The sequence below is a fragment of the Ramlibacter sp. GS1-15 genome, assembly GCF_057785015.1.
The window spans coordinates 2,909,379-2,934,385 of the sequence record NZ_JBYNTU010000001.1 but is presented as its reverse complement, the minus strand read 5'-3'; the positions used below and the strand labels follow the sequence as shown (position 1 = coordinate 2,934,385).

Here is a 25,007-nt window from a genome sequence, read left to right as displayed (position 1 = left end):
ATGGCCGGCCCCTTTCCATTCCTGGATGAATTCTTCGACAACGCCGCGCGTGCGCTGCAGCCGCCCGCGTGGGCCGTCGAGGAGATGCAGCGCCGCCTCGTGCTGCTGGTCAACCATGTGCTGATGCAGGAGGCCGAGGCGCAGGCGCGGCTCGCGCGGCAGGCCGGCAAGGTGCTGCAGGCGCACTGGCGCGCGTTCTCGCTGCGCGTGGCGCCCACGCGGGCGGGCCTGCTCGAACTGGTGCCGCCCTCGGACGCGGCCGCCGACCTCACGCTTACCTTGACCGAGGAGTCGCCGCTGCAGCTCGCGCGCAGCGCGCTGGTCGGCGACAAGCCGCCGGTGCACATCGCGGGCGACGTGCAGTTCGCCGCCGAGATCAACTGGATGGTCGACAACGTGCGCTGGGACCTCGAGGAAGACCTCGCGCGCCTGGTCGGCGACGCGCCGGCGCACGCCATGGGCGACGCGGGCCGGCGGCTGGTGGCGGCGTTGCGCGAGTTCGTCGCTAAGGCTCGATGAGGCACTACTTCCGCGCCATCTTCATCCTCTGGGTCGTGCTGCGCTACGGCCTGGACGAGCTGGCGCTCACGAGTTTCCAGCGCCCGCTCCTGAGCCGGGTGGCGCGCGTGCTCGCCTTCGGGCGCGACCTGCGCGCGCCGCGGGGCCAGCGCCTGCGGCAGGCGCTGGAGCACCTCGGGCCGATCTTCGTGAAGTTCGGCCAGGTGCTGTCCACGCGGCGCGACCTGCTGCCGGCGGACATCGCCGACGAGCTCGCGCTGCTTCAGGACCGGGTGCCGCCGTTCCCGACCGAGGTCGCGATCGCGACGATCGAGCGTGCGTTCCGCCGGCCCGTCGATTCGGTCTTCACGAGCTTCGAGCGCGAGCCCGTCGCCAGCGCCTCGATCGCCCAGGTGCACTTCGCGACCATGCGCGACCGCCGCGGAAAATTGCAGGAAGTGGCGGTGAAGGTGCTGCGCCCGGGCATGCTGCCGGTGATCGAGAAGGACCTGAGCCTCATGCGCATGATGGCCGGCTGGATCGAGCACCTGTCCGAGGACGGCCGGCGCCTGAAGCCGCGCGAGGTGGTCGCCGAATTCGACCGCTACCTGCACGATGAGCTGGACCTGGTGCGCGAGGCGGCCAACGCCGCGCAACTGCGCCGGAACATGACGGGGCTGAACCTGGTGATGATCCCCGAGATGTACTGGGACCTGTGCCAGCCCGAGGTGATCGTGATGGAACGCATGCACGGCGTTCCGATCAGCCAGACCGAAAAGCTGGTTCAGGCCGGCGTGAACCTCAAGCAGCTGGCGCGCGACGGGGTGACGATCTTCTTCACCCAGGTGTTTCGCGACGGGTTCTTCCACGCCGACATGCACCCGGGCAACATCCAGATCAGCCTGGAGCCGGGCACCTTCGGCCGCTACATCTCGCTGGACTTCGGCATCATGGGCACGCTGACGGAGTTCGACAAGGAGTATCTGGCGCAGAACTTCACCGCGTTCTTCCGCCGCGACTACAAGCGGGTGGCTGAACTGCACATCGAGTCGGGCTGGGTGCCGCCCGGCACGCGGGTGGAGGAGCTCGAGGCCGCCGTGCGCACGGTCTGCGAGCCGTACTTCGACCGGCCGCTCAAGGAAATCTCGCTGGGCATGGTGCTGATGCGCCTGTTCCAGATGTCGCGGCGCTTCAACGTCGAGATCCAGCCGCAGCTGGTGCTGCTGCAGAAGACGCTGTTGAACATCGAAGGTCTGGGCCGCCAGCTCGACCCCGAGCTGGACCTGTGGGCGACCGCCAAGCCTTTCCTCGAGCGCTGGATGACCGAGCAGCTCGGCCCGCAGAAATTCATCGCCGAATTGCGCGACCAGGCGCCGCGCTACGCCAAGCTGCTGCCGGAGCTGCCGCACCTGCTGCACAAGTACCTGCGCGAACGCTCGTCGGAGGTCCGCCACGACTGGCGCGACATGCTCGACGAGCTCAAGCGGACGAACCGAATGCTGCAAACGCTGATCTATGGGGGTGTGGGCTTCGCCGTGGGGCTGATCGTGGTCCAGATCCTGCTTCACTGGCGCGGAATCTGAGAGGGGCTCGGGCATAATCCCGCGCCAACACATCCGGGGCCGGGGCCAATGAACTACACGCTCATCACCTTTGTCGTGCTGTACCTCGTGGGTACGCTGGCGATCGGGGTCTGGGCCGGCACGCGGATCAAGAACACCTCGGACTTCGCGATCGCGGGCCGCAGCCTGCCGCTGATCATGGTCGTCACCACGACCTTCGCCACCTGGTTCGGCGCCGAAACCGTGATGGGCATCCCGGCCAAATTCGTGCAGGGGGGCCTGAATTCCATCGTCGAGGACCCGTTCGGCGCGGGCACCTGCCTGGTCCTGGTCGGCCTGTTCTTCGCGGCCAAGCTGTACAAGCAGAACCTGCTCACGATCGGCGACTTCTACCGCAAGCGCTTCGGCCGCGGCGTGGAGGTGTTCTGCTCCGCGGCGATCATCCTGTCCTACCTCGGCTGGGTCGCCGCGCAGATCACCGCCCTGGGCCTGGTGTTCTCGGTGCTCACGAATGGTGCGATGTCCGAGACCATGGGCATGATCGTCGGCACGATGGCGGTGCTGGTCTACGTGGTGATCGGCGGTTTCCTGGCCGTCGCCTGGACCGACTTCATCCAGATGATCGTGCTGGTGATCGGCCTGTCGATCATCGCGCTGTTCTCGGCCAACCTCGCCGGCGGCGCCGACAAGGTCCTGACGATGGTGCAATCCAAGGACCTGTGGAACTTCCTGCCGCCGCCGTCCTTCAGCGACATCGCCTTCTTCATCGGCGCGGGCCTGACGATGATGCTCGGCTCGATCCCGCAGCAGGACGTCTTCCAGCGCGTGATGTCGGCCAGGAGCGCCAGCACGGCCCGCAACGGCGCCGTGATCGGCGGCGCGAGCTACATCCTGTTCGCCTTCGTGCCGATGTTCATCGTCGCCAGCGCCGTCGTCGTGATGGGCGACAGCGCGATGGAGATGGCCAAGAACGACTACCAGCGCGTGCTGCCCACCTTCGTGCTGACCAAGATGCCGCTGGTGATGCAGATCCTGTTCTTCGGCGCGCTGCTCTCGGCCATCAAGAGCACGTCGTCGGCGACGCTGCTGGCGCCTTCCACCAGCTTCGTCGAGAACATCCTCAAGAACCTGCGGCCCCACATGAGCGACCGCCAGCAGCTGCTCGCGATGCGGGTGACCATCGTGGTCTTCACCGGCACGGTGCTGGCCTATGCGGTGGCGATGAAGGGCACGCCGATCTACGACCTGGTCTCGGCCGCCTACCAGGTGACGCTGGTCGGCGCGTTCGTGCCGTTGGTGACCGGCCTGTACTGGAAGCGCGCGACGACGCAGGGCGCGATCGTCTCGCTGGCCGCGGGCATCGCGGTGTGGATCCTGTTCTTCCCGCAGGTCGGCGGCGAACAGCTCTCGAAGATGTTCCCGGGCCAGCTGGCGGGCCTGATCGCGGCTTTTGCCGGGATGATCCTCGGCTCGCTCGCGCCGCAGGTCCTGCGCAACCGGCACGAGCCGCGTGCGCCCGTCGCCAGCCTGCAGACCCATTGAAATCCGGGCGGTCCCCTATAATTTAGGGCTTTGCACCGCAGCAACAGCCCCTAAGCAACTCTTCGGACATCGCCATGCCGATCTACGCCTACAAGTGCGCGTCCTGTGGCTTTGCCAAGGACGTCCTGCAGAAAGTCTCCGACACGCCGCTTTCCACCTGCCCGGAATGCGGTGCGCAAGCGTTCAACAAGCAGATCACCGCCGCAGGCTTCCAGCTCAAGGGGTCCGGCTGGTATGCGACCGATTTCCGCGGCGGCTCCGGCAAGTCCGGCGACAAGGCGGCCGAGCCCGCCAAGACGGAATCCAAACCCGCCGACAGCGCCCCGAAGTCCGACACGCCCTCGGCAGCGGGCGGATGCGGCGCATCCTGCGCCTGCCACTGAGCGCGGGCTGACCCGGCACGACCCCCATGTCCGCCCTGCGCAAATGGTTCGTCGCCGGTTTGCTGGCCATCGTCCCGATCGCGGTGACGCTGGCCGTGCTGCGCTGGATCGTCGGCACGCTGGACAGCACGCTGCTGATCCTGCCCGCGGCCTGGCAGCCCGATCGGCTGATCGGCTATCACATCCCCGGCTTCGGCGTGCTGCTCACGCTGGCCATCCTGCTGGTCGTCGGCGCGATCGTCAGCAACTTCCTGGGCCGCAAGCTCGTGGAGATCGGCGACCGGCTGGTCACCCGCATCCCGGTCGTGCGTTCGATCTATTCGAGCGTCAAGCAGGTTTCCGACACGCTGTTCTCCCCCAGCGGCAATGCCTTTCGCACGGCGGTGCTGGTGCAATGGCCGCGGCCGGACGTCTGGACCATCGGCTTCGTCACGGGCGCACCGGGCGGTGATGTCGCCAATTACCTCGTGGGCGACTACGTGAGCGTCTACGTGCCCACCACGCCGAACCCCACCGGCGGGTATTTCGTGATGCTGCGCAAGAGCGACTGCATCGAGCTCAAGATGTCCGTGGACGAGGCGCTGAAGTACGTCATCTCGATGGGCGTCGTCGCGCCCGCCCTCCACAACGACAATCACTGACGCGCCGCCTCCACGGCAGCGTCTTTCCCCCAAGGAAGGTACCCCCATGCAACTTCGCACCACCTATTGCGGCCTTGTGACCGAAGCCCTCATGGGCCAGACCGTGACCCTGTGTGGCTGGGTCAATCGCCGTCGCGACCATGGCGGCGTGATCTTCGTCGACCTGCGCGACCGCGAAGGCTACGTGCAGGTCGTGTGCGACCCGGACCGGGCCGAGACCTTCAAGGTCGCCGAGGGCCTGCGCAACGAGTTCTGCGTGCAGGTCAAGGGCGTGGTGCGCGCACGGCCGGAAGGCACGGTGAACGAACACCTCAAGAGCGGCAGGATCGAAGTGCTGGCGCACGAACTCGTGGTGCTGAACCCGTCGGTCACGCCGCCGTTCCAGCTGGACGACGAGAACCTGTCCGAGACCACGCGCCTGACGCACCGCGTGCTGGACCTGCGCCGCCCGACGATGCAGCGCAACCTGATGCTGCGCTACAAGGTGACGATGGAGGTGCGCAAGTTCCTCGACGCCAACGGCTTCATCGACATCGAGACGCCGATGCTCACGAAGTCCACGCCCGAAGGCGCGCGCGACTACCTCGTGCCCTCGCGCGTGCACGACGGCATGTTCTTCGCGCTGCCGCAGTCGCCGCAGCTCTTCAAGCAGCTGCTGATGGTGGCCGGCTACGACCGCTACTACCAGATCACCAAGTGCTTCCGCGACGAGGACCTGCGCGCCGACCGCCAGCCCGAGTTCACGCAGATCGACGTCGAGACCTCCTTCATGCTCGAGGAGGAGATCCGCGAGATGTTCGAGGGCATGATCCGCAGCACCTTCCAGAACGTGCTGGGCATCGACATCGGCGCCTTCCCGGTGATGAAGCACGCCGACGCGATGCGCCTGTACGGATCGGACAAACCGGACCTGCGCGTGAAGCTCGAATTCACCGAGCTCACCGACGCGATGAAGGACGTCGAGTTCAAGGTGTTCTCCGGCCCCGCGAATTCGGCCGACGGCCGGGTGGCGGCGCTGCGGGTGCCGAAGGGCGGCGAGATGAGCCGTGGCGAGATCGACGGCTACACGGAGTTCGTGAAGATCTACGGCGCCAAGGGCCTCGCCTGGATCAAGGTCAACGAGGTGGCGAAGGGCCGTGACGGCCTGCAGTCGCCGATCGTGAAGAACCTGCACGACAAGGCCATCGCCGAGATCCTCTCGCGCACCGGCGCCCGGGACGGCGACCTGATCTTCTTCGGCGCGGACAAGGCGAAGGTGGTCAACGACGCGCTCGGCGCGCTGCGCGTCAAGGTGGGCCACAGCGAGTTCGGCAAGTCGCACGGCCTGATCGAAGGCGAATGGCGGCCGCTGTGGGTCATCGACTTCCCGATGTTCGAGTTCGACGACGAAGGCCAGCGCTGGGTGGCGGTGCACCACCCGTTCACCTCGCCGAAGGACGGCCACGAGGACTGGCTCGAAACCGATCCGGGGCGCTGCCTGGCGAAGGCCTACGATGCCGTGCTCAACGGCATCGAACTGGGCGGCGGCTCGGTGCGTATCCACCGCGAGGACGTGCAGAGCAAGGTGTTCCGCGCGCTGAAGATCAGCGCCGAGGAAGCCAAGCTCAAGTTCGGCTTCCTGCTGGACGCGCTGCAATACGGCGCGCCCCCGCACGGCGGCATCGCCATCGGCCTCGACCGCTTCGTGATGCTGATGTCCGGCGCCGAGAGCCTGCGCGACGTGATCGCCTTCCCGAAGACGCAGCGCGCGCAGGACCTGCTCACGCAGGCGCCGGGGCCGGTGGACGAGAAGCAGCTGCGCGAGCTGCACATCCGGCTGCGGAACGTTCAGGCGGCGTAACGCCAGTCGGGCAGAATGAAAGGGCGCTTCGGCGCCCTTGGTCATTCATGGAAACCCGGCCCTTCAAGATTCCCCAGTCCGTGCTGGTGGTCATCCACACGCCCTCGTTGCAGGTGCTGCTGATCAATCGCGCGGACATGCCCAACTATTGGCAGTCCGTCACTGGCGCGAAGGACTTCGAGCAGGAGTCCTTCACGGCGACGGCCGTGCGCGAGGTCTTCGAGGAGACGGGCATCCGCGCCGACCAGGGCCGGCTCACCGACTGGGGCCTGGAGAACGTCTACGACATCTACCCGCGCTGGCAGCATCGCTACGCGCCGGGCGTGATGCGCAACACCGAGCACGTCTTCGGCCTGTGTGTGCCGGAGGGCACGCCTGTCACGCTGAACCCGCGCGAGCACACGGCCTTCAAGTGGCTGCCGTGGCGGGAGGCGGCCGACGCCTGCTTTTCGCCGTCCAACGCCGAAGCGATCCTGATGCTGCCAGAATTTGCGGCATGAGCCCCCACGCTCTGCACTTCGTGTCGCCGCTGCCCCCCGAGGGGGCCTCAGCCTCCTTGAGGCGGCTCGGCGGAGGCTGAATGGCTGAGAGCTTCCGGGTCGCGACCTACAACATCCACAAGGGCGTGCAGGGCCTGGGGCTCGCGCGGCGGCTCGAGATCCACAACATCGGCCACGCGGTGGAGCAGCTCGATGCCGACCTCGTGTGCCTGCAGGAAGTGCGCAAGCTGCACCGGCGCGAGGAGCGCTATTTCACGCGCTGGCCCGAGCTGCCGCAGCACGAGTTCCTCGCGCCCGAGGGCTACGAAGCCGTGTACCAGACCAATGCCACCACGCGCCATGGCGAGCACGGCAACGCGCTGCTGTCGCGCTGGCCGGTGGTGGCGCTGTGCCACGAGGACATGTCGGACCACCGCTTCGAGCAGCGTGGGCTCCTGCATGTGCAGGTGCGCGTGCGCCGGCGCATCGTGCATGTGATCGTGGTGCACCTGGGCTTGATCGCCGGCAGCCGCGTCCGCCAGGTGGCGCAGCTGGCCCGGTACATCAAGCGCGAGATCCCGAAACGCGAGCCGGTCATCGTCGCCGGTGACTTCAACGATTGGGGCGGCAAGCTGCGCTCGGCCATGAACGACGCGGGCCTGCGCGACTTCGAGGGCGAGCGGCTGTGGACTTACCCATCGCGCTTGCCGCTCACGCAGCTCGATTACGTCTACGCCCGCGGCATGAAGCCGATCGCCGTGGAGATTCCCAAGGGCCGCATCTGGTGGCGCATGTCGGACCATTTGCCCCTCATCGCGGAGTTCAGGCTCTAGCCATGCCCGCGTCGCTGCCCCCGCTTCGCATCGGCCACGAGCTGCGTTTGCTGCAGGGCGCGACGGAATTCTTTCCGGCGCTGGTCGCGGCGATCGACGCGGCCCTGGCGGAGGTGCGTCTCGAAACCTACATCTTCGATTTCCAGGGCGGCGGCGTGGAGGTCGCGTACGCGCTGGAGCGCGCCGCGCGGCGGGGCGTCAGCGTGAAGGTGGTGGTCGACGGCTTCGGCACGCCACCGCTGCCGCCGGTCTGGGCGATGCGCTTCCTCGGCGCCGGCGTCGACTGGCGCGTGTACTCGCCGCTCGGGCGTTTCGGCGTACTCAATCTCGGCAGCTGGCGGCGGCTGCACCGCAAGCTGTGCCTGGTGGACGGGCGCATCGGGTTTTGCGGCGGCATCAACATCCTCGACGACCTTTACGACCAGGTCGGCCCGACGCAGCTCCCGCCACGCCTGGATTTTTCCGTGCAGGTGACGGGCCCGCTCGTCGAGCAGATCGAAGAGACCATGCAGCGCCTGTGGCTGCGCATGCAGGCGATGCGCGACATCCGCGACGTGCGCCTGACCGGCGCGCTGCAATCCTTGCGCGCTTCGGGCCGCGCGCCGGCGCCCCCACTGGAAATGCTGCCGACGCTCGACGGCCGTGGCGCGCGCGCCGCGCTCGTCCTGCGCGACAACCTGCGCAACCGCACGCGCATCGAGCGCGCGTACCGGCGTGCGATCGGCCACGCGCGCGAGGAGGTGGTCATCGCCAATGCGTATTTCGTGCCGGGCCGCAAGATGCGCGACGCGCTGGTGACGGCCGCGCGCCGGGGCGTGAAGGTGAAGCTGCTGCTGCAGGGCCGCTACGAATCGTTCATGCAGTTCTACGCGGCCCGATCGGTGTATGGCACGCTGCTGCGCGCGGGCGTGCAGATCCACGAATACTCGCCGAGCTTCCTGCACGCGAAGGTCGCGGTGATCGACGCCCGCTGGGCGACCGTGGGCTCGACCAACCTGGATCCCCTGAGCCTGCTGCTGGCACGCGAGGCCAATGTCGTCGTCGAGGACAGGGCGTTCGCGGGGGTCTTGCGCGAGAAGCTGATGAAGGCCATCGCGCAGGCCGGCCGGGTCGTCGATCCGCAGGCGTACATGCAGCGCCCGCTGACGCATCGCGCGCTCGAATGGGTCGCGCTGACCGCGACGCGGCTGGTGCTCTTCGTGCAGGGCAAGCGCTACCTCTAGCCGCCATGGACCTCGTCGTGCAAAGGCCCGAAGGCCTGTACTGCCCGCCCGGCGATTTCCACATCGACCCGTGGCGGCCGGTGGCGCGCGCCGTCATCACGCACGCGCATTCCGATCACGCGCGCTTCGGCAACGGGCACTACCTGGCTTCGGTGCAATCCGAAGGCGTGCTGCGCGCGCGGCTGGGCGACATCACCCTGCAGACGCTGGCGTACGGCGAGCGCATCGTGCACAACGGCGTCGCCTTGTCCCTGCATCCGGCCGGGCATGTGCTCGGCTCGGCGCAGGTGCGGCTCGAACACGAGGGGCAGGTGTGGGTCGCGAGCGGCGACTACAAGGTGGCGCCCGACCGAACGTGCGCGCCTTTCGAGCCGGTGCGCTGCGACGTCTTCATCACCGAATCGACCTTCGGCCTGCCGATCTACCGCTGGTGCGAGGACGACGAGATCTTCGGGACGATCAACGCCTGGTGGGCCCGCAACGTGGAGCACCAGCGCGCCAGCGTGCTCACCTGCTACAGCTTCGGCAAGGCGCAGCGCATCCTCTCGGGCGTCGACCCGTCGATCGGGCCGATCATCGTGCACGGCGCGGTGGACCCGCTCAACCGCGCCTACCGCGAGGCCGGCGTCGACCTGCCCGAGACGCACTCGGTCCTGCACGTCGCGCGGGGCGACATCAAGCGTTCGCTCGTCATCTGCCCGCCCAGCGCGGCCGCGAGTCCGTGGATGCGCCGCTTCGGCGCGGACGCGCAGCTCGCCTTCGCGAGCGGCTGGATGCAGGTGCGCGGCAACCGGCGGCGAGGTGGCTACGACCGCGGCTTCGTGTTGTCGGACCACGCCGACTGGCCGGGCCTGCTGCAGGCCATCACCGCGAGCGGTGCCCGGCGCGTGATCGTCACGCATGGCAGCTCCGGCGCCATGGTGCGTTACCTGGCGGAACAGGGGCTGCAGGCCGAGGCGTTCGACACCGAGTACGGCGACGACGTGATCGAGGCCGATGCGGCGGCGAGCGAGGAGAAACCGGCATGAGGGTGGTCGTGCTCGGCGGGTACGGGAACTTCGGCGCGCGCGTGTGCCGGGCGCTGAAGGCCGACAACGCCATCGATCTGGTCATCGCGGGCCGCGATCCCGCTCGCGCGGACGTGGTGCTCGATGTGCGCGCGGGCACGCTGGCCGGGGACTTGCGCAGGCTCGGCGCCGACCTCGTCGTCCACACGGCAGGCCCGTTCCAGGGACAGGACTACACCGTCGCGCGGGCCTGTGCGCAGGCGGGCGCGCACTACATCGACCTGGCGGACGGCCGGCGTTTCGTCTGCGACTTCGCGGGCACACTCGACCCCTTGTTTCGCGAGGCGGGCCGCACGGCGATCGCGGGCGCGAGCACGGTTCCCGCGCTGTCCAGCGCCGTCGTCGACGCCGCGCGACAGCGGGTCGATGCGATCGCCGCCATCGATGTGTGCATCGCGCCCGCGCAGCGCGCGCCCCGGGGCGTGGCGACGCTGGAAGGCGTCCTGAGCTATTGCGGCGCGCCGATCCAGGTCTGGCGTGAGGGACGCTGGCAAATGCTCGACGGCTGGGCCGACCCGCAGCGCGTGCGCTTCGCCCGCCTGAAGACCCGGCGAGGCGCGCTGTGCGACATTCCCGATCTCGAACTCTTCCCCGCCCGCTATCCGGGCGTGCAGGACGTGATGTTTCGCGCAGCGCTCGAAGTGGGCATGACGCAATCGGCATTCGCGTTCATCGCCCGCCTGCGGCAGCGTGGCTGGATCGCGCGGCCCCAGGCGCTCGCTGCCTGGCTGCACCGGGCCGGCCGACTGGTGGATTGGCTGGGCACAGCCGACGGAGGCATGGTCGTGCGCGTGCGCGATGGCGCCGCCTCGGGCGGGAAGACGTGGGCATGGCACATCACCGCGCCCCAGCATCACGGGCCCGAGATTCCGTGCATGGCCGCCATCCTGCTGGCGCGCAAGCTCGCGCGGGGCGATCGCCTTCCTGTGGGCGCCATGCCGTGCATGGGCCTGCTCACGCTGCAGGAGTTCGAGCCCGAGTTCGCGAAATGGGGCATGACCAGCGAATGGCAGCAGGAGCCGGCCGATGCCGCATGAACGGTTCGAGTTCCGCATGCCGGCTCCGGCCGAGGTCGTGTTCGACGCGTTCCACTATCACGTCTGGCGCGCGCGCTGGGATTCGCTCGTGGAGGCGACGCATGTGATCGGCGGTGCCGAGTGCCCGTACGTCGGCGCCGTGACCGAGAACGCGGGCGGCGGCATCCTGCGCGGCCTCGCCATGAAGACGCAGTTCATCTCGTTCGACCGGCCCCACGTTGCCGCGGCTTCGATGCGGGGCGAGTCCTTTCCGTTCCGCCGCTGGGCCGCATCCATGCGTCACAAGCCGCTGCCGGACGGGACGTCGATCATGACCTACACGTACTCGTTCGAGGTCCAGCCCGGTGTGCTGCGCTGGGTCGTCGAGCCGGTCACGAAGTGGATCTTCGATTGGCAGACGCGCAGGCGGTTCGCCCGCATGCGTGCCTTCCTCCAGGACCATGCGGCAGAAGTCGCGGATTGGCAGGGGGGACGCCGCCCATGAAGCGCTTCGCCCAGCTCTTCGCCGAACTCGACGAGACCACGTCGACCAATGCGAAGGTCGAGGCGCTCACACGTTATTTCGACGAGGCACCGGCCCCCGACGCGGCCTGGGCGGTGTACTTCCTCGCCGGCGGCAAGCCGCGCCAGGTAGTGCCGATGGGCACGCTGGGCGCGCTGGCGTGCGAGATGGCGGGCATTCCCGAATGGCTGTTCGGCGCGAGCTACGAACAGGTGGGCGATCTCGCGGAGACCATCGCGCTCGTGCTGCCGCAGGGCGGCGAGACGTCCGATGTCGGCCTCGCGGAATGGGTGGAGCAGCGGCTCCTGCCCTTGCGGGGCCAGCCCTTCGAGGAGATCGCGCCGCGCATCCGGGCGTACTGGCGCGAGCTCGACACACCGGGGCGCTTCCTGCTCACGAAGCTGATCGGCGGCGCGTTCCGTGTCGGCGTGAGCAAGCTGCTGGTGCAGCGCGCGCTGGCGCAGCATGGCGGCGTCGACGTGAAGCGCGTCGCGCAGCGCATGATGGGCTACACCGATGGCAAGATGGCGCCATCGCCGGAACGCTATCTCGCGCTGATCTCGCAATCCCAGGAAGCGGCCGGCGAATCGCGCGACATCGGGCAGCCGTACCCGTTCTTCCTGGCACACCAGCTCGATTTGCCGCCGGAGCTGTTCAAGTCCCGGCTCGGCGCCGTGGAGGACTGGATGGTCGAATGGAAGTACGACGGCATCCGCGGGCAGGTGATCAAGCGCGAAGGGCAGGTGTGGATCTGGACGCGCGGCGAGGAGCTGGCGACCGAACGCTTCCCGGAGATCGTCGCCGTCGCCCAGCGCCTGCCGAACGGCACGGTCATCGACGGCGAGATACTGGTGTGGAACGAAGCGGCCAACCGGCCGGCGCCGTTCTCCGTCCTGCAGCAGCGCATCGGCCGCAAGAACCTCACGAAGAAGATCCTCGAGGAGGCGCCGGTGAGCTTCATGGCCTACGACCTGATCGAGCACGAAGGCGAGGACATCCGGGCGCTGCCGCAGCGCGAGCGGCGGGCGCGGCTCGAGGCGTTGCTCGCGGGCCAAGCCATCCGCATCTCCCCGGTCGAGACGGCGCCTTCGTGGCTCGAGTTCGCCCGCATGCGGGAACGCTCGCGCGAGCTCGGCGTCGAGGGCTTCATGCTCAAGCGCCTCGATGCCGCGTACGGCACCGGCCGCACCAAGGCCGAAGGCCTGTGGTGGAAATGGAAGATCGAGCCGATGACCGCCGATTGTGTGCTGGTCTATGCGCAGCCGGGCTCCGGCCGCCGCTCCTCGGTGCACACCGACTACACCTTCGCCGTGTGGAATCGCGCGCCGGCGGGCAAGGCGGAAGCCGACGCGGTGGTGGATGCGATCGCCCGCAAGGAGGCGCCGAAAGAGGGCGACCTGCAGCTCGTGCCTTTCGCGAAGGCCTACTCCGGCCTCACCGACGAGGAGTTCCGGCAGGTCGACGCGCTGATCCGCAAGAACACCGTGGAAAAATTCGGGCCGGTGCGCAGCGTGAAGCCGATGCTGGTGTTCGAGCTGGGCTTCGAGGGGATCAATCGCAGCACGAGACACCGCAGCGGCATCGCGGTGCGCTTCCCGCGCATGCTGCGCATCCGTTTCGACAAGCCGCTGCACGAGGCCAACACGCTGGCCGACCTGGAAGCCCTGCTGGGCCTGTGACTGCTGGGGTTGATGGCCTTGGTGCTACCATAGACCGATCGCTATGAAGGCCGATCCTTCCGCCAACCTCACCACGCAAGCCGAAGACGCGGGCACGCCCGTGTCGGTGAAGATTCGCGAGCGCATCCTGGCCGCGCGCAAACGCTTCCATTCCAACGACAACATCGCCCAGTTCATCGAGCCGGGCGAGCTCGAGCAGCTGCTCGACGAGGTGGAAGGAAAGATGCAGTCCGTGCTGGACAGCATGGTCATCGACACGCAGAGCGATCACAACACCAACGACACCGCGCGCCGCATGGCGAAGATGTACCTCGGCGAGGTGTTCAAGGGCCGCTACGTGAAGTCGCCGGCCATCACCGAGTTTCCCAACGCCGAGCACCTGAACGAGCTGATGATCGTCGGCCCGATCACCGTGCGCAGCGCCTGCAGCCACCATTTCGTGCCGGTGATCGGCAAGCTGTGGATCGGCATCATGCCCAACGAGCACACCAACGTGATCGGCCTGTCGAAGTACGCGCGCCTCGCCGAGTGGGTGATGGGCCGCCCGCAGATCCAGGAAGAGGCGGTGGTCCAGCTGGCCGACCTGATCATGGAGAAGACCCAGCCGGACGGGCTCGCGGTCGTGATGGAGGCCAGCCACTACTGCATGGCGTGGCGCGGCGTGAAGGACCTCGACAGCAAGATGATCAACTCGGTCATGCGCGGCGTCTTCCTCAAGAACGCGGCGCTGCGCCGGGAATTCCTCTCGTTGATTCCGAACAAGGGCTGACCATGCTCGTTCGTCTTCTCTATTGCAGTCGTGCCGTGGACACGTCGCCGGACGCGATCGAAGCCATCCTCGCGCAGTCGCGCCAGCACAACCCGGTGAGCGGCATCACCGGCATCCTGTGCTACGGCGGCGACGTGTTCCTGCAGGCCATCGAAGGCGGGCGCATGCAGGTGAGCGAGCTGTTCGGCCACATCATGAAGGACCCGCGCCACAAGGACGTCGCGCTGCTGCACTACGAGGAAATCTCCGAGCGCCGCTTCGGCGGCTGGAGCATGGGCCAGGTGAACGTGTCCAAGGTCAATTACTCGATCCTGCTCAAGTACTCCGAGAAGCCCGAGCTCGACCCGTACTCGGTGTCCGGCCACGTCTCGCTCGCGCTGCTGGAGGACCTGATGGCCAGCGCGCAGATCTGCGGGCGCACCTAGCCGACCATGAGCACGGTGCGCGTGAGCCGGCGCACGCTCGCCTGGGGCGAATGCGACCCGGCCGGGATCATCTTCTACCCGAACTACTACCGCTGGATGGACGAAGCCACCTGGGCGATGTTCGCCGCCGTGGGGTTCGGTGCCGAGCGGATGCGCGCCGAGCATTTCTCGCTGCCCCTGGTCGATTCGCGCTGCGAGTTCCTGTCCTCGCCGTCGTTCGGGGACGAGGTCGAGATCCGTTCGCACATCTCGAAGTGGGGCCGCAGCTCCTTCAGCCTCGCCCATGAGTTCGTGAGCGCGAACGATGGCCGCACGCTGGCGCGCGGCAGCGAAGCGCGCGTGTGGTGCCGCTACGAGACCGGGCCGGGCAGCCCCCTCAGGAGCGTGCCCATCCCCGATGCTGTGCGCGCGGCCCTGGGAGCGCCTGACGCGTGAGCGACACGACGCCCACCCTCGTGGGCTGCGATTTCTCGAGCACCCCGACGCGTCGCAAGCCGATCGTCCTGGCGTTCGGCTCGTTCACCCGGAATGTCGTCGTTCTCCAGAAGCTGGACCGCCTCGAATCGCTGAAAGCCTTCGGTGAATGGGTGAAAGCGCCGGGCGAGTGGATCGCCGGCTTCGACTTTCCCTTCGGCCTGCCGCGCGAGCTGGTCGAACACCTGGGCTGGCCCGTGACCTGGCGCGAGTGCATCGCGCACTACGCCTCGCTCACGCGCGAGGACATCCGCAACACTTTCGCGGCGTTCTGCGACGCGCGGCCCGCAGGCGGCAAGTTCGCGCATCGCGCCTTCGACAAGCTCGCCGGCTCGAGCCCCTCGATGAAATGGGTCAACCCGCCGGTGGCCTACATGTTGCACGCCGCGCTGCCGCTGCTCGTCGAAGCCGGTGTGCACATGCCGGGCCTGCATGAGGGCGACCCGCGTCGCGTCGCCCTCGAGGCGTACCCCGGCCTGCTCGCGCGCGAGCTCATCGGCCGGCGCAGCTACAAGAGCGACGAGAAGGCCAAGCACACGGCCGAGCGGCTGATCGCCCGCAAGGACCTCGTCACCCGGCTGGAACACGGCGACACGCGCCTGGCCTTGCGCCTGAAACTCACGCATGCCCAGCGCGACGCGCTCGTGGAAGATGCCAGCGGCGACAGCCTGGACGCCGTGCTGTGCATGGTGCAAGCCGCGTGGTCGGCGCGCCAGGGCCCGCCGGGCTGGGGATTGCCGGCGGACCTCGACCCGCTGGAAGGCTGGATCGTCACCTGCTGAGCACGATCGGGCGCGCACGCGCATCGATTCGCGGCATCATGGCAGCTCGTGATCACCGGAGCCGAACCATGGACGAAGAAGAGTTGAACATCAGCATCCGCAAGTTCCTCAAGATGGTGGGCGTGAGCTCGCAGCGCGAGATCGAGCATGCGGTGTCGCGGGCGATGCAGGACCGCTCCATCGCGGGCACCGGGAACCTGCCGGCCACGATGACCCTGGACATCCCGGGCCTGAAGCTCAACGTGAAGTTCGACGGCGAAATCAGGCTGGACTGACCGTCACAACGCCGCCTTCATGGCCGCCGCGAACCGGGACATCTCGTCACGCGAGATGTCCGAGACGGCCCAGAAGCGCATGCCCGACTGTTCCCATTCGGCGAGCTGGTAGCCCTGGCGTGCGCCCGGGGACGCCGACGAGGCTGGGGCGCCGTCGCGCGCGGGCAGCACGAAGAGGTTGATCGTGTGCCCGCGGCGGCGATACACGAGGGCGGCCACGGGCCGATCCTGCAGGTAGTCCAGGCGCCCGCCCACGAGCGGGAAGCCCTGTTCCGCGAGGTCGACCACCGGAGGGGCGAAATCCAGCCTGCCGGTGAACCACGGCTTGACGGTGTGCTGGTCCGTCGAGGCGACGTCGGTCAGGTGACTGGCCATGAGCGAGCGCACGTGGCTGGCCACCACCTGCTGTTCGATCTCCTGGTCGCTGGTCGCGGCGCCGCGGTAGGTCATGACCGAGACGGCCAGCAGCGCGCCGCAGGCGAAGCTCGCGCCCACCGGCACCCACCGCGTCCACGACGCGCGCAGGCGTTCGATGAGCCCGGGCGTGGGGGAGGCCTGCGAAACCATGTGACGGATGCGGCGCTCCAGCCCCGGCGGTGCCTTGTAGCGCGTCATGTTCTGCCTGACCTCCACCGGCAGTTCGGCCATGGGCGGATCGCCCCTCTCTTCGGGCGTCATCGATGTTCTCCCAGGCAATGCTGCAGCTGCCGGCGCGCGCGCGACAGGCGGGACATCACCGTGCCCTTCGGGATGTCCAGGACGCGTGCGATGTCCTCGTAACTCAGCTCCTCCATTTCGCGCAGCACCAGCACCTCGCGAAACGCGATCGGCAGGCTGGCCAGCGCCGCCGTCACCTGGGCGCGTTCGACTTTCTGGATCAACAGCGTCTCCGGTGTCTGCGGCCGCTCGTGCTCGTCCAGCAGCGGGGCGTCCGCGTCGTGGACGCCCGATTCGAATTCATGCGCGCGCTTTTGCTGCGCGAACCACGAGTAGCAGCAGTTGCGCACGATGCCCAGCAGCCAGGGGCGCGGGTCGTCGCCGCGGAAGCTGCCGAAGTAGCGGAACGCACGCAGGTACGCGTCCTGCACCACGTCCTCGGCGACATGCTCGTCGCGCAACAGCCAGCGCGCGAGGCTGTACGCCGCATCCAGGCAGGGAAGTACCTCGGCTTCAAATCGGCGGTCGGAATCGTTCAAGTCGCGTCACCTGATATTCCCCTTACCTGGGGCGCCGCGCTTTTATTCCCGCGGCCGCCGTAATTTTTTCGCCGGGAATATCCGCCGCGTGCGGCAGGTATGGACGGCATGAAGATGCTCGCCACACGATACCTCACCGCGGCCGCCTTGGCCACGGCCGCCTGCCTGGCCCACGCGCAAGGCGATGCCGCCATCGGCAAGACGCTCTATGCCGCGCGCTGCGCGGCGTGCCACTCCCTCGACTACAACGCCGTCGGGCCGACGCACAAGAACCTGATCGGCCGGCGTGCCGGCACCGTCCCGGATTTCGCCTATTCCGCGGCGCTGAAGAACTCGTCGGTGGTGTGGGGCGAGGCGACGCTGGGCCGCTGGCTCGCCGACCCGGAGAAATTCATCCCCGGCCAGAAGATGTTCGTCTCCGTGCCCGACGAGCAGGAACGCGCGCACATCGTCGCCTACCTGCTGCAGGCCGGCAGCCCGCAACCATCGACCCCCCGCAAACCTGGAGAGTGAAGTGAAGGATCGACGCGAACTTCTGAAGCTGGTCGCTTTCGGCGGCGGCGCTGTTTACGTTTCGGGCCTCGCCGGATGCGCCGCGGCGCACGGTGCGGCCGCCCCGGACGATTTCTATTTCGTGCAGCTGTCGGACAGCCACTGGGGCTTTTCGGGGCCGCCCAACCCGGACGCGGCGAACACCTTGCGCAAGGCCGTGGCCAGCGTGAATTCGCTGAAGGAGCCGCCGGAGTTCGTGGTGTTCACGGGTGACCTCACCCACACGACCGACGATCCGCGCGAACGCCGGCGCCGCATGGCGCAGTTCAAGGAGATCGTCTCGGCCCTGCAAGTCAAGCGGGTGCACTTCATGCCCGGCGAGCACGACGCCTCGCTGGACCGCGGCGCCGCCTTCCGGGAATTCTTCGGCGAGACGCACTACTCCTTCGACCACAAGGGCGTGCACTTCGTCGCGATCGACAACGTGTCCGATCCCGGCGCACGCATCGGCGAGGAGCAGCTCGCCTGGCTGAAGTCGGATCTCGAAAAGCTGCCCGGCAGGGACACGCCCATCGTCGTGCTCACGCATCGGCCGCTGTTCGACCTGGTGCCCAAGTGGGATTGGGCCACGCGCGACGGCGCGCAGGCGATGGACATCCTCATGGCCTACCCGCGGGTCACCGTGTTCTACGGCCACATCCACCAGGAGCACCACCACATGACGGGGCACATCGCGCATCACTCGGCGAAGTCGCTGATCTTCCCTTTGCCCGCACCCGGCAGCCAGCCGGAGCGCACGCCGCTGCCATGGGATCCGTCGCAGCCGGATCGCGGCCTGGGCTTTCGCGAGATCGAGGCCGAGCCGAAGACGGCGAAGTACGAGATCCACGAGTTCGGTGTGACGAAGGTGGCCTGAGATGAAAGCGCTCACACGACGTGATTGGCTGGCACGCGCGCTAGGGCTGGCTGCGCTCCCGGCGGTAGCGGTCCTGGCGCGCACCGGCCATGCGCAATCGGCGGACTCCCAGGTGGTCAAGGTGGTGGCCGAGCGTTTCAAGTACACGCCGCGCGAGTTCCGCGTGAAGGCGGGGCAGCCCGTGGTGATCGAGTTCACCTCGCTCGATTTCGTGCACGGCTTCAGCATGCCCGACCTGAATGTGCGTGCCGACCTGCCGCCAGGCAGGGTGACGCGCGTGCGGCTCGCGCCCGCCAAGGCGGGCACCTACGATTTCCTGTGCGACAACTTCTGCGGCGACGGCCACGAGGAAATGCACGGCCGCATGATCGTGGAGGCCTGAGCGACCGCTGGTGCGGCGAGCAGGTCAGAGATGCCAGGCGGAGCGGTGCGTGGGGCGCAGGTGCAGGCGCTGCACCGGTCCTCGTGCCAGCGCAGGAACTGGCGGTACGGCTTCGGCCCATGAGCTCGTGGCTCGACGAGCGGTCGCTTCGTCGGGGAATGCCGCGAGCCAGACGAACGCGAACACATCTTCGCGCACGGGCAGGCGGGGAAATTCGTTCGGACCCGGATGCGTGACGAACACCCCGAAGGGGACGGCACCGGCTCGCGAGAAGAAGGCAGGAAGCGCCGCGCGCGCCGCCTCGGTCGCAACGGCAACATCGTCCGCCATCGGCAGGACCACCGCGGCAAACACGCCGGGCGCCGCGGGCGTTGCGCCCACCGGTGCTCGCGACGACGCACCCCGCATCGCATCCGGCGCGATCGGCTGCAGCAGCAGCACGTCGTCGCTGTCGATCATCGTCGCGTTCGCGGCGTCGCGATGGGCCGCCCACACCGGGCCGCCGTAGAAGACGGCGAGCGCCGGCGCGCGCATCGCCAGGTTCTCGAAACCGCGCCACCACACGAAGTGGTCAGGACGGTCCAGGTCGGTGAACGTGCCGAGGACCTGCAGGCCGGCCGCCTCCTGCGTCTCGACGAACTCGCGCTCGAACAGCGTGACGAGCCTGTCGCGCTGCCCGGGATGGAGGGTGTACTGCCGCAATTCGACGATAGCCGTGTTCATCTGCGCTCCTTGGGATCGCGCAGTGTCGACTCGCGGGCTGTCGCGGATTGGCAGGATGGTGGGCTCAGGCCCGCTGCAGCGCCTGCAGCGCATCCGCGTCCACCCGGTACATGCGCAGCAGCGGCGAGGGCTTCAGCGCGCCGGCGCGTTCGAGCACCCGCTCCACCGGCAGCTTGATCCCGCTGATGTGCAGGGCGATGCCGTGCTGTTCCAGCATCGCGCGCAGCTGCATGAAGACTTCCACCCCGGTCGCGTCGATCCGGTTGATCGGCTGCGCGAAGAGCACGACATGCTTCGTGTCGGGATGGGTGGCGATGTGGTCCACCAGCGTTTCCTCGAACGACGTGGCCGAGGCGAAATCCAGCTCGCCGTCCATGCGCATCGCGTACACGTGTTCGCCCAGCGGCTCCAGCTTCCACAGGTGCCGGTCGCGCAGGCTGCCGTCCGGGTGCAGGCCGACTTCGATGATGCGCGGGTGCAGCCGCAGGTACAGGAAGTGCGCCAGGCCCATCAGGACGCCCGTCAGCACGCCCCAGTAGATGCGCGGCGCGGCCAGCAGCGTCGCCGCGAAGGTGACGAACGAGATCACGGCTTCGATCCGGTCGATGCGCCACAGGCCCACGAACGTGCGCGGCTTCACGAGGCCGAGCACCGCCGCGACCACCACGGCGGCCAGCACGGCGCGCGGCACGTGGTGCAGCACCGGCGTGAAGAAGAGCAGCACGATCGCCACGAAGATCGTCGCGGCCACGGTCGCCCAGCCCGTCTTCGCGCCGGCGTAGAGCGTGATCGCCGAACGCGAGAACGAGGTGCTGGTCGGAAAGCTCGCGCACAGGGCCGAGGCGATCTTGCCCAGGCCCTGGCCTACCAGGTCCTGGCTGGCGTCCCAGCGCTTGCCGTCGCGCTGGCTTTCGATCTTGGCGCTGGCCGCCATCTCCAGCGAGCTCACGAGCGCGATCACCAGCGCGGGCATGAGGATCTCGCGCAAGGTGCCCCAGGCCGGCAGCCCGGGCCAGTACAGCGAGGGAAAGCCCGAGGGCAGCTCGCCGACGACCCGGCCGGGGGCCGAATAGCCACCCCACCTCGAAATCGCGGCCGCGGCAAGCAGCACCAGCAGCACCATCGGCACGCGTGGCATGAAGCGCTTGCCAAGAAGGAAAAGCGCCAGGCTCACCGCGCCGAAGGCCAGCGACTGCAGATCGAACTGCGGGTGATCGAGCAACGTGCGCACGCCGCCCTGGAGCCCGAGCAGCGCCGGCACCTGCGACAGGATGATCAGCAGCGCCGCGGCCTGGCTGAAGCCCGCGAGGATGGGCGAGCTCACGAGGTTCAGCACCCAGGCCGACTTGCTCGCGCCGAGCGCGAGCTGCACACCGCCCGAAAGCAGGGCCAGCCAGACGGCGAGGGCGATCCACTGCGGCGATTCGGGCACGGCCAGGCCGGCGAGCGACGCGCCGACCAGCACGCTCGACAAGGCCGAAGGGCCGACCGACAGGCGCGTGGACGCGCTGAACAGCACGGAGGCCAGCGCCGGCAGGAAGGACGCGTAGAGGCCCGCGATCAGCGGCATGCCCGCCAGCCCCGCATAGGCAACCGACTGCGGCACCATGACCAGCGCCACCGTGATCGCCGCGGCCGCCTCGTTGCGCGCGAGCGCGGGCGTGAGGCGAGGCCATTGGAGGAAGGGGAGCCAGCGGATGGCGCGGGTCATCTGCAGAGTATGTCATCCCCGACAATGGGCCCGTGATCGACGCACCGCCCGCGCAGCTCTCGCCCGCCGAGCAATGGCTCGCGCGGCGCGGCTGGGACCCGTTCCCGTTCCAGCGCGAGGTGTGGGAGGCGATCGGCGAAGGCCGCAGCGGCATGTTGCACGCCACGACCGGGTCGGGCAAGACCTATGCCGTGTGGCTCGGGATGCTCGACCAGATGCTCGCACGTTACGGGCATCAACGCGGCGCGCAACCCCTGCGGGCGATCTGGCTGACGCCGATGCGCGCGCTGGCGGCCGACACCACGCGCGCCATCTCCGAACCGCTGCGTGCGCTCGCGCCCGAATGGACCATCGGCCAGCGCACCGGCGACACGCCCAGCGCCGAGCGGGCGCGCCAGGACCGGCGATTTCCCACCGCGCTGGTGACCACGCCCGAGTCCTTGAGCCTGATGCTCACGCGCGAACATGCGCGCGCCGAACTGGAATCGGTCGACTACGTCATCGTCGACGAGTGGCATGAACTGGTGGGCAGCAAGCGCGGCGTGCAGGCGCAGCTCGCGCTCGCACGGCTGGCGCGCTTCAACCCGAAGCTGGTGGTCTGGGGCCTGTCGGCGACGCTGGGCAACCTGGGCGAAGCGATGGACGTGCTGGCCCGCCCCAGCGTCGCGGCGGGCGCGCCCGAGCCGCGCCTCGTGCGCGGGCGCATCGACAAGTCCCTCGTGATCGACACGCTGATCCCGCACGATCCCGGCAAGTATTCCTGGGCCGGGCACCTGGGTGCGCAGATGCAGCAACCGGTGGCCGAGGAGCTCGAGAAATCGTCGACCACGCTGGTCTTCACCAACGTGCGCTCGCAGGCGGAGATCTGGTACCAGCTGCTGCTGGAAGCCAGGCCCGAATGGGCCGGGCAGATCGCGCTGCACCACGGCTCCCTCGACAGAGCCACCCGCGAATGGGTGGAGCAGGGCTTGAAAGAGGGCTCCCTGCGCGCGGTGGTCGCGACCTCGTCGCTGGACCTCGGCGTGGACTTCCTGCCGGTCGAGCGCGTGCTGCAGATCGGCTCGGCCAAGGGCATCGCCCGGATGCTGCAGCGCGCCGGGCGCAGCGGGCACGCCCCGGGCCGCACCAGCCGCATCACGCTCGTGCCGACCAACACGCTGGAGATCATCGAAGGCGCGGCCGCTCGCGCGGCGGCGAAGGCGGGTCATGTCGAAGACCGCAGTGCGCCGAACAAGCCGCTCGACGTGCTCGTGCAGCACATCGTCACGGTCGCCTTGGGCGGCGGGTTCCGGGAGGACGCGCTGTTCGAGGAAGTGCGGGCCGCGTGGTCCTACCGCGAGCTCACGCGCGAGGAATTCGACTGGGCGCTGGCCTTCTGCGCGCGCGGCGGGACCAGCCTGACGGCCTATCCCGAATACCACCGCATCGCGCAGAACGAGGAGGGCGTGTGGCACGTGCCGGATCGCGGCATCGCGAAACGGCATCGCCTCTCCGTCGGCACCATCGTGAGCGACGCCGCGATGCAGGTGAAGTGGATGAGCGGCGGCAACATCGGCACGATCGAGGAAGGCTTCATCGCGCGGCTGCGGCCGGGCGACCACTTCTTCTTCGCGGGCAAGCTGCTCGAATTCGTGCGCGTGCGGGAGATGGCCGCGTACGTGAAGAAGGCCACGCGCAAGAAGGGAACCGTGCCCACCTGGCAGGGCAGCAAGATGGCGCTCTCGGCCGAACTGGGCGACGCGGTGCAGGAGATGATGCTGCGCGCCGCGCAAGGCGACTTCTCCGAGCCGGAATTGGTCGCGGCGCGGCCGATGCTCGAGACGCAAGCTCGCCTGTCGCACATCCCGACGCCGGGTACGGTGCTCGTGGAGACCTTCCGATCGCGCGAGGGCTGGCACCTGTACATCTACCCCTTTGCGGGACGGCACGTGCACCTGGGTCTGGCGAGCCTGCTCGCGTGGCGCCTGTCCCTGGACAAGCCCAACACCTTCAGCATCTCGGTCAACGACTACGGCTTCGAGCTCGTGAGCGCGGAGGAGTTCGACATCGCCCCTGTCACGGGCAAGGAGGTGTTCAGGACCGAGCACCTGCTGCACGATGTGCTCGCGTCGCTCAACTCCACCGAGCTCGCGCAGCGGCGCTTCCGCGAGATCGCGCGCGTGGCGGGCCTCGTGTTCACCGGCTATCCGGGACAGCCCAAGAGCACGAGGCAGCTGCAGGCCTCGAGCGGCCTGTTCTTCGAGGTGTTCCGCAAATACGATCCGGGCAACCTGCTGCTGACGCAGGCACAGCAGGAGGTGCTGGGGCAGGAGCTGGAGATCTCGCGCCTCACCGCCACGCTCGAGCGCATCAATGCCCGCCAGCTGGACGTGGTGCGCCTGCGGCACCCCAGTCCCATGAGCCTGCCGCTGATGGTCGAGCGCTTCCGCGAGCAGCTCACGACGGAGCAGCTGTCGACGCGCCTGGACCGGATCCTGCGGGAGATGGAGCGTGATTCCTGATCACGTCGTGCACGAAGCGCAGCTTGTTCATCGCCTCGGGTGACAACGCGAACGGGTAGGCGTCCTCGTGCCCGAGGCTGCGGTTGAGGCTGTTCAGCAGCAGCGTCAACGGCACCCATTTCTCGACCATCGCGTCGAACTCGCCCGGGCCGGTGTCGAACGGGTTGATCATCTCCTCGGCTTCGTCGTCGCCCGGCAGCGCGATCGCGGTGTTGTACGCCGCGGCGGTTTCGAGCAGGTCCACCATGTGCAGGTAGTGGGCCCAGGTCTCGGCCCAGTCCTCCCACGGATGCGAGGTCGCGTAGGCGCTGACGTATTTCGCTTCCCAGCCGCTGGCCGCACCGCCGCCCGCTGCGTAATAGCGTTGCAAGGCCTGCGCATAGTCCTGCGTCTCGTCGCCGAACACCGCGCGAAAGCGCCCGAGCCGCTCGGCGTCCCGGGCGACCAGGCGGTCCCAGTAGAAGTGGCCCGACTCGTGCCGCAGGTGCCCGAGCAGGGTGCGATACGGCTCGTGCATGGCCACGCGCCGGCGCACGCGCTCGGCATCGTCCGCCTCCGCGATGTTGAGCGTGATCACGCCGCTGGCGTGGCCCGTCATCACCGGACGGCCGGGCGTGTCGGCGAGGAACTCGAACACCGGCCCGTCCCGCTCGCCGTCGGGCGGAGCCACCGAGACGAGCCCGAGCTTGGCCAGCGTGTAGAACAGGCGCCGCTTGGCGACCTCGATCCGATACCAGCGCTGCACGTTGTCGGCGACCGACAGGTCCGGCAGCACGCGCGTCTGCCGGCACGACACGCACAGCGGGTTCGCGTCGCCGTCCCGCACGGCGAAGTTGCACGCCTGGTACTGCGTCTGGTTGTAGCAGTGGCGGTACAGCGGCGCATCGCTGCGCTTCGCGTGCGCACGCCGGCGCCACAGTCCGCCGCCCTGGGGCGCGGGCTCGATGGCGCACAGCGCCAGCCGGTCAGGCAGGAACGCGAGCGCGCTGCCGCATTGCAGGCACGTCACGTTCTCGAAGAAGACGGGGTGGCCGCAATGGTCGCAGTGGAAGGTCCGCATCGCGACCCCGCGGCC

27 protein-coding genes are annotated in these 25,007 nt (G+C 68.4%); 22 read left to right on the top strand and 5 right to left on the bottom strand.

Going from position 1 to position 25,007, the window contains the following annotated elements; translation table 11 throughout:
• The 18 genes from AC3EF3_RS14670 to AC3EF3_RS14585 all read left to right on the top strand — a co-directional run bounded on the left by AC3EF3_RS14670 (position 1) and on the right by AC3EF3_RS14585 (position 16,011).
• The gene (locus AC3EF3_RS14670) at positions 1-519 is read left to right on the top strand and encodes a hypothetical protein (RefSeq protein WP_488532883.1); all 519 of its coding nucleotides are present in this window, start codon (positions 1-3) and stop codon (positions 517-519) included.
• Complete coding sequence (gene ubiB / locus AC3EF3_RS14665; RefSeq protein ID WP_488532882.1) at positions 516-2,081, top strand: ubiquinone biosynthesis regulatory protein kinase UbiB; 1,566 nt, start codon at positions 516-518, stop codon at positions 2,079-2,081. Before AC3EF3_RS14670 ends, ubiB begins: the two co-directional genes overlap by 4 nt.
• Before the next feature lie 48 nt (positions 2,082-2,129).
• Positions 2,130-3,602 carry a high affinity choline transporter 1 gene (locus AC3EF3_RS14660; protein WP_488532881.1) on the top strand — a complete coding sequence of 491 codons (1,473 nt, stop codon included), beginning with the start codon at positions 2,130-2,132 and terminating at the stop codon, positions 3,600-3,602.
• Positions 3,603-3,676: 74 nt separating this feature from the next.
• On the top strand, positions 3,677-3,985 hold the full coding sequence (locus AC3EF3_RS14655) for an FmdB family zinc ribbon protein (RefSeq protein WP_488532880.1): 309 nt from the start codon (positions 3,677-3,679) through the stop codon (positions 3,983-3,985).
• Positions 3,986-4,011: 26 nt separating this feature from the next.
• On the top strand, positions 4,012-4,626 hold the full coding sequence (locus tag AC3EF3_RS14650; protein WP_488532879.1) for a DUF502 domain-containing protein: 615 nt from the start codon (positions 4,012-4,014) through the stop codon (positions 4,624-4,626).
• A 46-nt stretch (positions 4,627-4,672) separates the two neighbouring features.
• On the top strand, positions 4,673-6,466 hold the full coding sequence (gene aspS / locus AC3EF3_RS14645) for an aspartate--tRNA ligase (protein ID WP_488532878.1): 1,794 nt from the start codon (positions 4,673-4,675) through the stop codon (positions 6,464-6,466).
• Positions 6,467-6,513: 47 nt separating this feature from the next.
• Positions 6,514-6,966 carry a dihydroneopterin triphosphate diphosphatase gene (nudB, locus tag AC3EF3_RS14640; RefSeq protein ID WP_488532877.1) on the top strand — a complete coding sequence of 151 codons (453 nt, stop codon included), beginning with the start codon at positions 6,514-6,516 and terminating at the stop codon, positions 6,964-6,966.
• A gap of 80 nt (positions 6,967-7,046) precedes the next feature.
• Positions 7,047-7,778, top strand: a complete 732-nt coding sequence (locus AC3EF3_RS14635) for an endonuclease/exonuclease/phosphatase family protein (protein WP_488532876.1) — start codon at positions 7,047-7,049, stop codon at positions 7,776-7,778.
• Between the two features lie 2 nt (positions 7,779-7,780).
• A complete protein-coding gene (gene clsB, locus AC3EF3_RS14630; protein WP_488532875.1) occupies positions 7,781-9,001 on the top strand; it encodes a cardiolipin synthase ClsB in 1,221 nt (406 codons plus the stop codon).
• 5 nt (positions 9,002-9,006) lie between these two features.
• On the top strand, positions 9,007-10,029 hold the full coding sequence (locus AC3EF3_RS14625; protein ID WP_488532874.1) for a ligase-associated DNA damage response exonuclease: 1,023 nt from the start codon (positions 9,007-9,009) through the stop codon (positions 10,027-10,029).
• Positions 10,026-11,105, top strand: coding sequence for a saccharopine dehydrogenase family protein (locus tag AC3EF3_RS14620; protein WP_488532873.1), 1,080 nt, complete (start codon positions 10,026-10,028; stop codon positions 11,103-11,105). Before AC3EF3_RS14625 ends, AC3EF3_RS14620 begins: the two co-directional genes overlap by 4 nt.
• Positions 11,095-11,589 (top strand): SRPBCC family protein, encoded by a 495-nt coding sequence (locus tag AC3EF3_RS14615; RefSeq protein WP_488532872.1) that lies wholly within the window; start codon positions 11,095-11,097, stop codon positions 11,587-11,589. The genes AC3EF3_RS14620 and AC3EF3_RS14615 overlap by 11 nt, the downstream gene beginning before the upstream one ends.
• Entirely contained in the window at positions 11,586-13,286 is a 1,701-nt protein-coding gene (locus AC3EF3_RS14610) for an ATP-dependent DNA ligase (RefSeq protein WP_488532871.1), read from the top strand. The genes AC3EF3_RS14615 and AC3EF3_RS14610 overlap by 4 nt, the downstream gene beginning before the upstream one ends.
• Before the next feature lie 43 nt (positions 13,287-13,329).
• Positions 13,330-14,055: a GTP cyclohydrolase I gene (gene folE, locus AC3EF3_RS14605; protein WP_488532870.1), complete on the top strand. Its 726-nt coding sequence runs from the start codon at positions 13,330-13,332 to the stop codon at positions 14,053-14,055.
• 2 nt (positions 14,056-14,057) lie between these two features.
• Entirely contained in the window at positions 14,058-14,480 is a 423-nt protein-coding gene (locus AC3EF3_RS14600) for a BLUF domain-containing protein (protein ID WP_488532869.1), read from the top strand.
• A gap of 6 nt (positions 14,481-14,486) precedes the next feature.
• Positions 14,487-14,915: an acyl-CoA thioesterase gene (locus AC3EF3_RS14595; protein ID WP_488532868.1), complete on the top strand. Its 429-nt coding sequence runs from the start codon at positions 14,487-14,489 to the stop codon at positions 14,913-14,915.
• On the top strand, positions 14,912-15,736 hold the full coding sequence (locus AC3EF3_RS14590) for a DUF429 domain-containing protein (RefSeq protein ID WP_488532867.1): 825 nt from the start codon (positions 14,912-14,914) through the stop codon (positions 15,734-15,736). The genes AC3EF3_RS14595 and AC3EF3_RS14590 overlap by 4 nt, the downstream gene beginning before the upstream one ends.
• 68 nt (positions 15,737-15,804) lie before the next feature.
• The gene (locus tag AC3EF3_RS14585; protein ID WP_488532866.1) at positions 15,805-16,011 is read left to right on the top strand and encodes a DUF6494 family protein; all 207 of its coding nucleotides are present in this window, start codon (positions 15,805-15,807) and stop codon (positions 16,009-16,011) included.
• A 3-nt stretch (positions 16,012-16,014) separates the two neighbouring features.
• On the opposite strand, the gene AC3EF3_RS14580 is transcribed toward AC3EF3_RS14585, so the two are convergent.
• Positions 16,015-16,689, bottom strand: a complete 675-nt coding sequence (locus AC3EF3_RS14580) for an anti-sigma factor family protein (protein WP_488532865.1) — start codon at positions 16,687-16,689, stop codon at positions 16,015-16,017.
• On the bottom strand, positions 16,686-17,207 hold the full coding sequence (locus AC3EF3_RS14575; RefSeq protein ID WP_488532864.1) for a sigma-70 family RNA polymerase sigma factor: 522 nt from the start codon (positions 17,205-17,207) through the stop codon (positions 16,686-16,688). Before AC3EF3_RS14575 ends, AC3EF3_RS14580 begins: the two co-directional genes overlap by 4 nt.
• Before the next feature lie 108 nt (positions 17,208-17,315).
• On the opposite strand from AC3EF3_RS14575, the gene AC3EF3_RS14570 reads away from it, so the two are divergent.
• Genes AC3EF3_RS14570 through AC3EF3_RS14560 form a run of 3 tightly spaced genes read left to right on the top strand, consistent with a single transcriptional unit; the run spans position 17,316 to position 18,997 of the window.
• Entirely contained in the window at positions 17,316-17,720 is a 405-nt protein-coding gene (locus AC3EF3_RS14570) for a c-type cytochrome (RefSeq protein WP_488532863.1), read from the top strand.
• A gap of 1 nt (position 17,721) precedes the next feature.
• Complete coding sequence (locus AC3EF3_RS14565) at positions 17,722-18,615, top strand: metallophosphoesterase family protein (RefSeq protein ID WP_488532862.1); 894 nt, start codon at positions 17,722-17,724, stop codon at positions 18,613-18,615.
• Between the two features lies 1 nt (position 18,616).
• Complete coding sequence (locus AC3EF3_RS14560) at positions 18,617-18,997, top strand: cupredoxin domain-containing protein (RefSeq protein ID WP_488532861.1); 381 nt, start codon at positions 18,617-18,619, stop codon at positions 18,995-18,997.
• Positions 18,998-19,021: 24 nt separating this feature from the next.
• Here the strand turns inward: AC3EF3_RS14560 and AC3EF3_RS14555 are convergent, their stop codons facing one another.
• Entirely contained in the window at positions 19,022-19,720 is a 699-nt protein-coding gene (locus tag AC3EF3_RS14555) for an NIPSNAP family protein (protein ID WP_488532860.1), read from the bottom strand.
• A gap of 64 nt (positions 19,721-19,784) precedes the next feature.
• Entirely contained in the window at positions 19,785-21,431 is a 1,647-nt protein-coding gene (locus tag AC3EF3_RS14550; protein WP_488532859.1) for a SulP family inorganic anion transporter, read from the bottom strand.
• 32 nt (positions 21,432-21,463) lie between these two features.
• Here AC3EF3_RS14550 and AC3EF3_RS14545 point away from each other — a divergent pair, with 32 nt between their 5' ends.
• Positions 21,464-23,932 (top strand): ligase-associated DNA damage response DEXH box helicase, encoded by a 2,469-nt coding sequence (locus AC3EF3_RS14545; protein ID WP_488532858.1) that lies wholly within the window; start codon positions 21,464-21,466, stop codon positions 23,930-23,932.
• Here the strand turns inward: AC3EF3_RS14545 and AC3EF3_RS14540 are convergent.
• Positions 23,868-24,992, bottom strand: a complete 1,125-nt coding sequence (locus AC3EF3_RS14540) for a zinc-binding metallopeptidase family protein (protein ID WP_488532857.1) — start codon at positions 24,990-24,992, stop codon at positions 23,868-23,870. The genes AC3EF3_RS14545 and AC3EF3_RS14540 overlap by 65 nt on opposite strands.
• Positions 24,993-25,007 lie beyond the last annotated feature (15 nt).

Coding starts and splice junctions, on each gene's coding strand:
- AC3EF3_RS14670 (WP_488532883.1), top strand. CDS start 1: ATGGCCGGCCCCTTTCCATTCCTGGATGAATTCTTCGACAACGCCGCG.
- ubiB (WP_488532882.1), top strand. CDS start 516: ATGAGGCACTACTTCCGCGCCATCTTCATCCTCTGGGTCGTGCTGCGC.
- AC3EF3_RS14660 (WP_488532881.1), top strand. CDS start 2,130: ATGAACTACACGCTCATCACCTTTGTCGTGCTGTACCTCGTGGGTACG.
- AC3EF3_RS14655 (WP_488532880.1), top strand. CDS start 3,677: ATGCCGATCTACGCCTACAAGTGCGCGTCCTGTGGCTTTGCCAAGGAC.
- AC3EF3_RS14650 (WP_488532879.1), top strand. CDS start 4,012: ATGTCCGCCCTGCGCAAATGGTTCGTCGCCGGTTTGCTGGCCATCGTC.
- aspS (WP_488532878.1), top strand. CDS start 4,673: ATGCAACTTCGCACCACCTATTGCGGCCTTGTGACCGAAGCCCTCATG.
- nudB (WP_488532877.1), top strand. CDS start 6,514: ATGGAAACCCGGCCCTTCAAGATTCCCCAGTCCGTGCTGGTGGTCATC.
- AC3EF3_RS14635 (WP_488532876.1), top strand. CDS start 7,047: ATGGCTGAGAGCTTCCGGGTCGCGACCTACAACATCCACAAGGGCGTG.
- clsB (WP_488532875.1), top strand. CDS start 7,781: ATGCCCGCGTCGCTGCCCCCGCTTCGCATCGGCCACGAGCTGCGTTTG.
- AC3EF3_RS14625 (WP_488532874.1), top strand. CDS start 9,007: ATGGACCTCGTCGTGCAAAGGCCCGAAGGCCTGTACTGCCCGCCCGGC.
- AC3EF3_RS14620 (WP_488532873.1), top strand. CDS start 10,026: ATGAGGGTGGTCGTGCTCGGCGGGTACGGGAACTTCGGCGCGCGCGTG.
- AC3EF3_RS14615 (WP_488532872.1), top strand. CDS start 11,095: ATGCCGCATGAACGGTTCGAGTTCCGCATGCCGGCTCCGGCCGAGGTC.
- AC3EF3_RS14610 (WP_488532871.1), top strand. CDS start 11,586: ATGAAGCGCTTCGCCCAGCTCTTCGCCGAACTCGACGAGACCACGTCG.
- folE (WP_488532870.1), top strand. CDS start 13,330: ATGAAGGCCGATCCTTCCGCCAACCTCACCACGCAAGCCGAAGACGCG.
- AC3EF3_RS14600 (WP_488532869.1), top strand. CDS start 14,058: ATGCTCGTTCGTCTTCTCTATTGCAGTCGTGCCGTGGACACGTCGCCG.
- AC3EF3_RS14595 (WP_488532868.1), top strand. CDS start 14,487: ATGAGCACGGTGCGCGTGAGCCGGCGCACGCTCGCCTGGGGCGAATGC.
- AC3EF3_RS14585 (WP_488532866.1), top strand. CDS start 15,805: ATGGACGAAGAAGAGTTGAACATCAGCATCCGCAAGTTCCTCAAGATG.
- AC3EF3_RS14580 (WP_488532865.1), bottom strand. CDS start 16,689: ATGACGCCCGAAGAGAGGGGCGATCCGCCCATGGCCGAACTGCCGGTG.
- AC3EF3_RS14570 (WP_488532863.1), top strand. CDS start 17,316: ATGAAGATGCTCGCCACACGATACCTCACCGCGGCCGCCTTGGCCACG.
- AC3EF3_RS14560 (WP_488532861.1), top strand. CDS start 18,617: ATGAAAGCGCTCACACGACGTGATTGGCTGGCACGCGCGCTAGGGCTG.
- AC3EF3_RS14555 (WP_488532860.1), bottom strand. CDS start 19,720: ATGAACACGGCTATCGTCGAATTGCGGCAGTACACCCTCCATCCCGGG.
- AC3EF3_RS14550 (WP_488532859.1), bottom strand. CDS start 21,431: ATGACCCGCGCCATCCGCTGGCTCCCCTTCCTCCAATGGCCTCGCCTC.
- AC3EF3_RS14540 (WP_488532857.1), bottom strand. CDS start 24,992: ATGCGGACCTTCCACTGCGACCATTGCGGCCACCCCGTCTTCTTCGAG.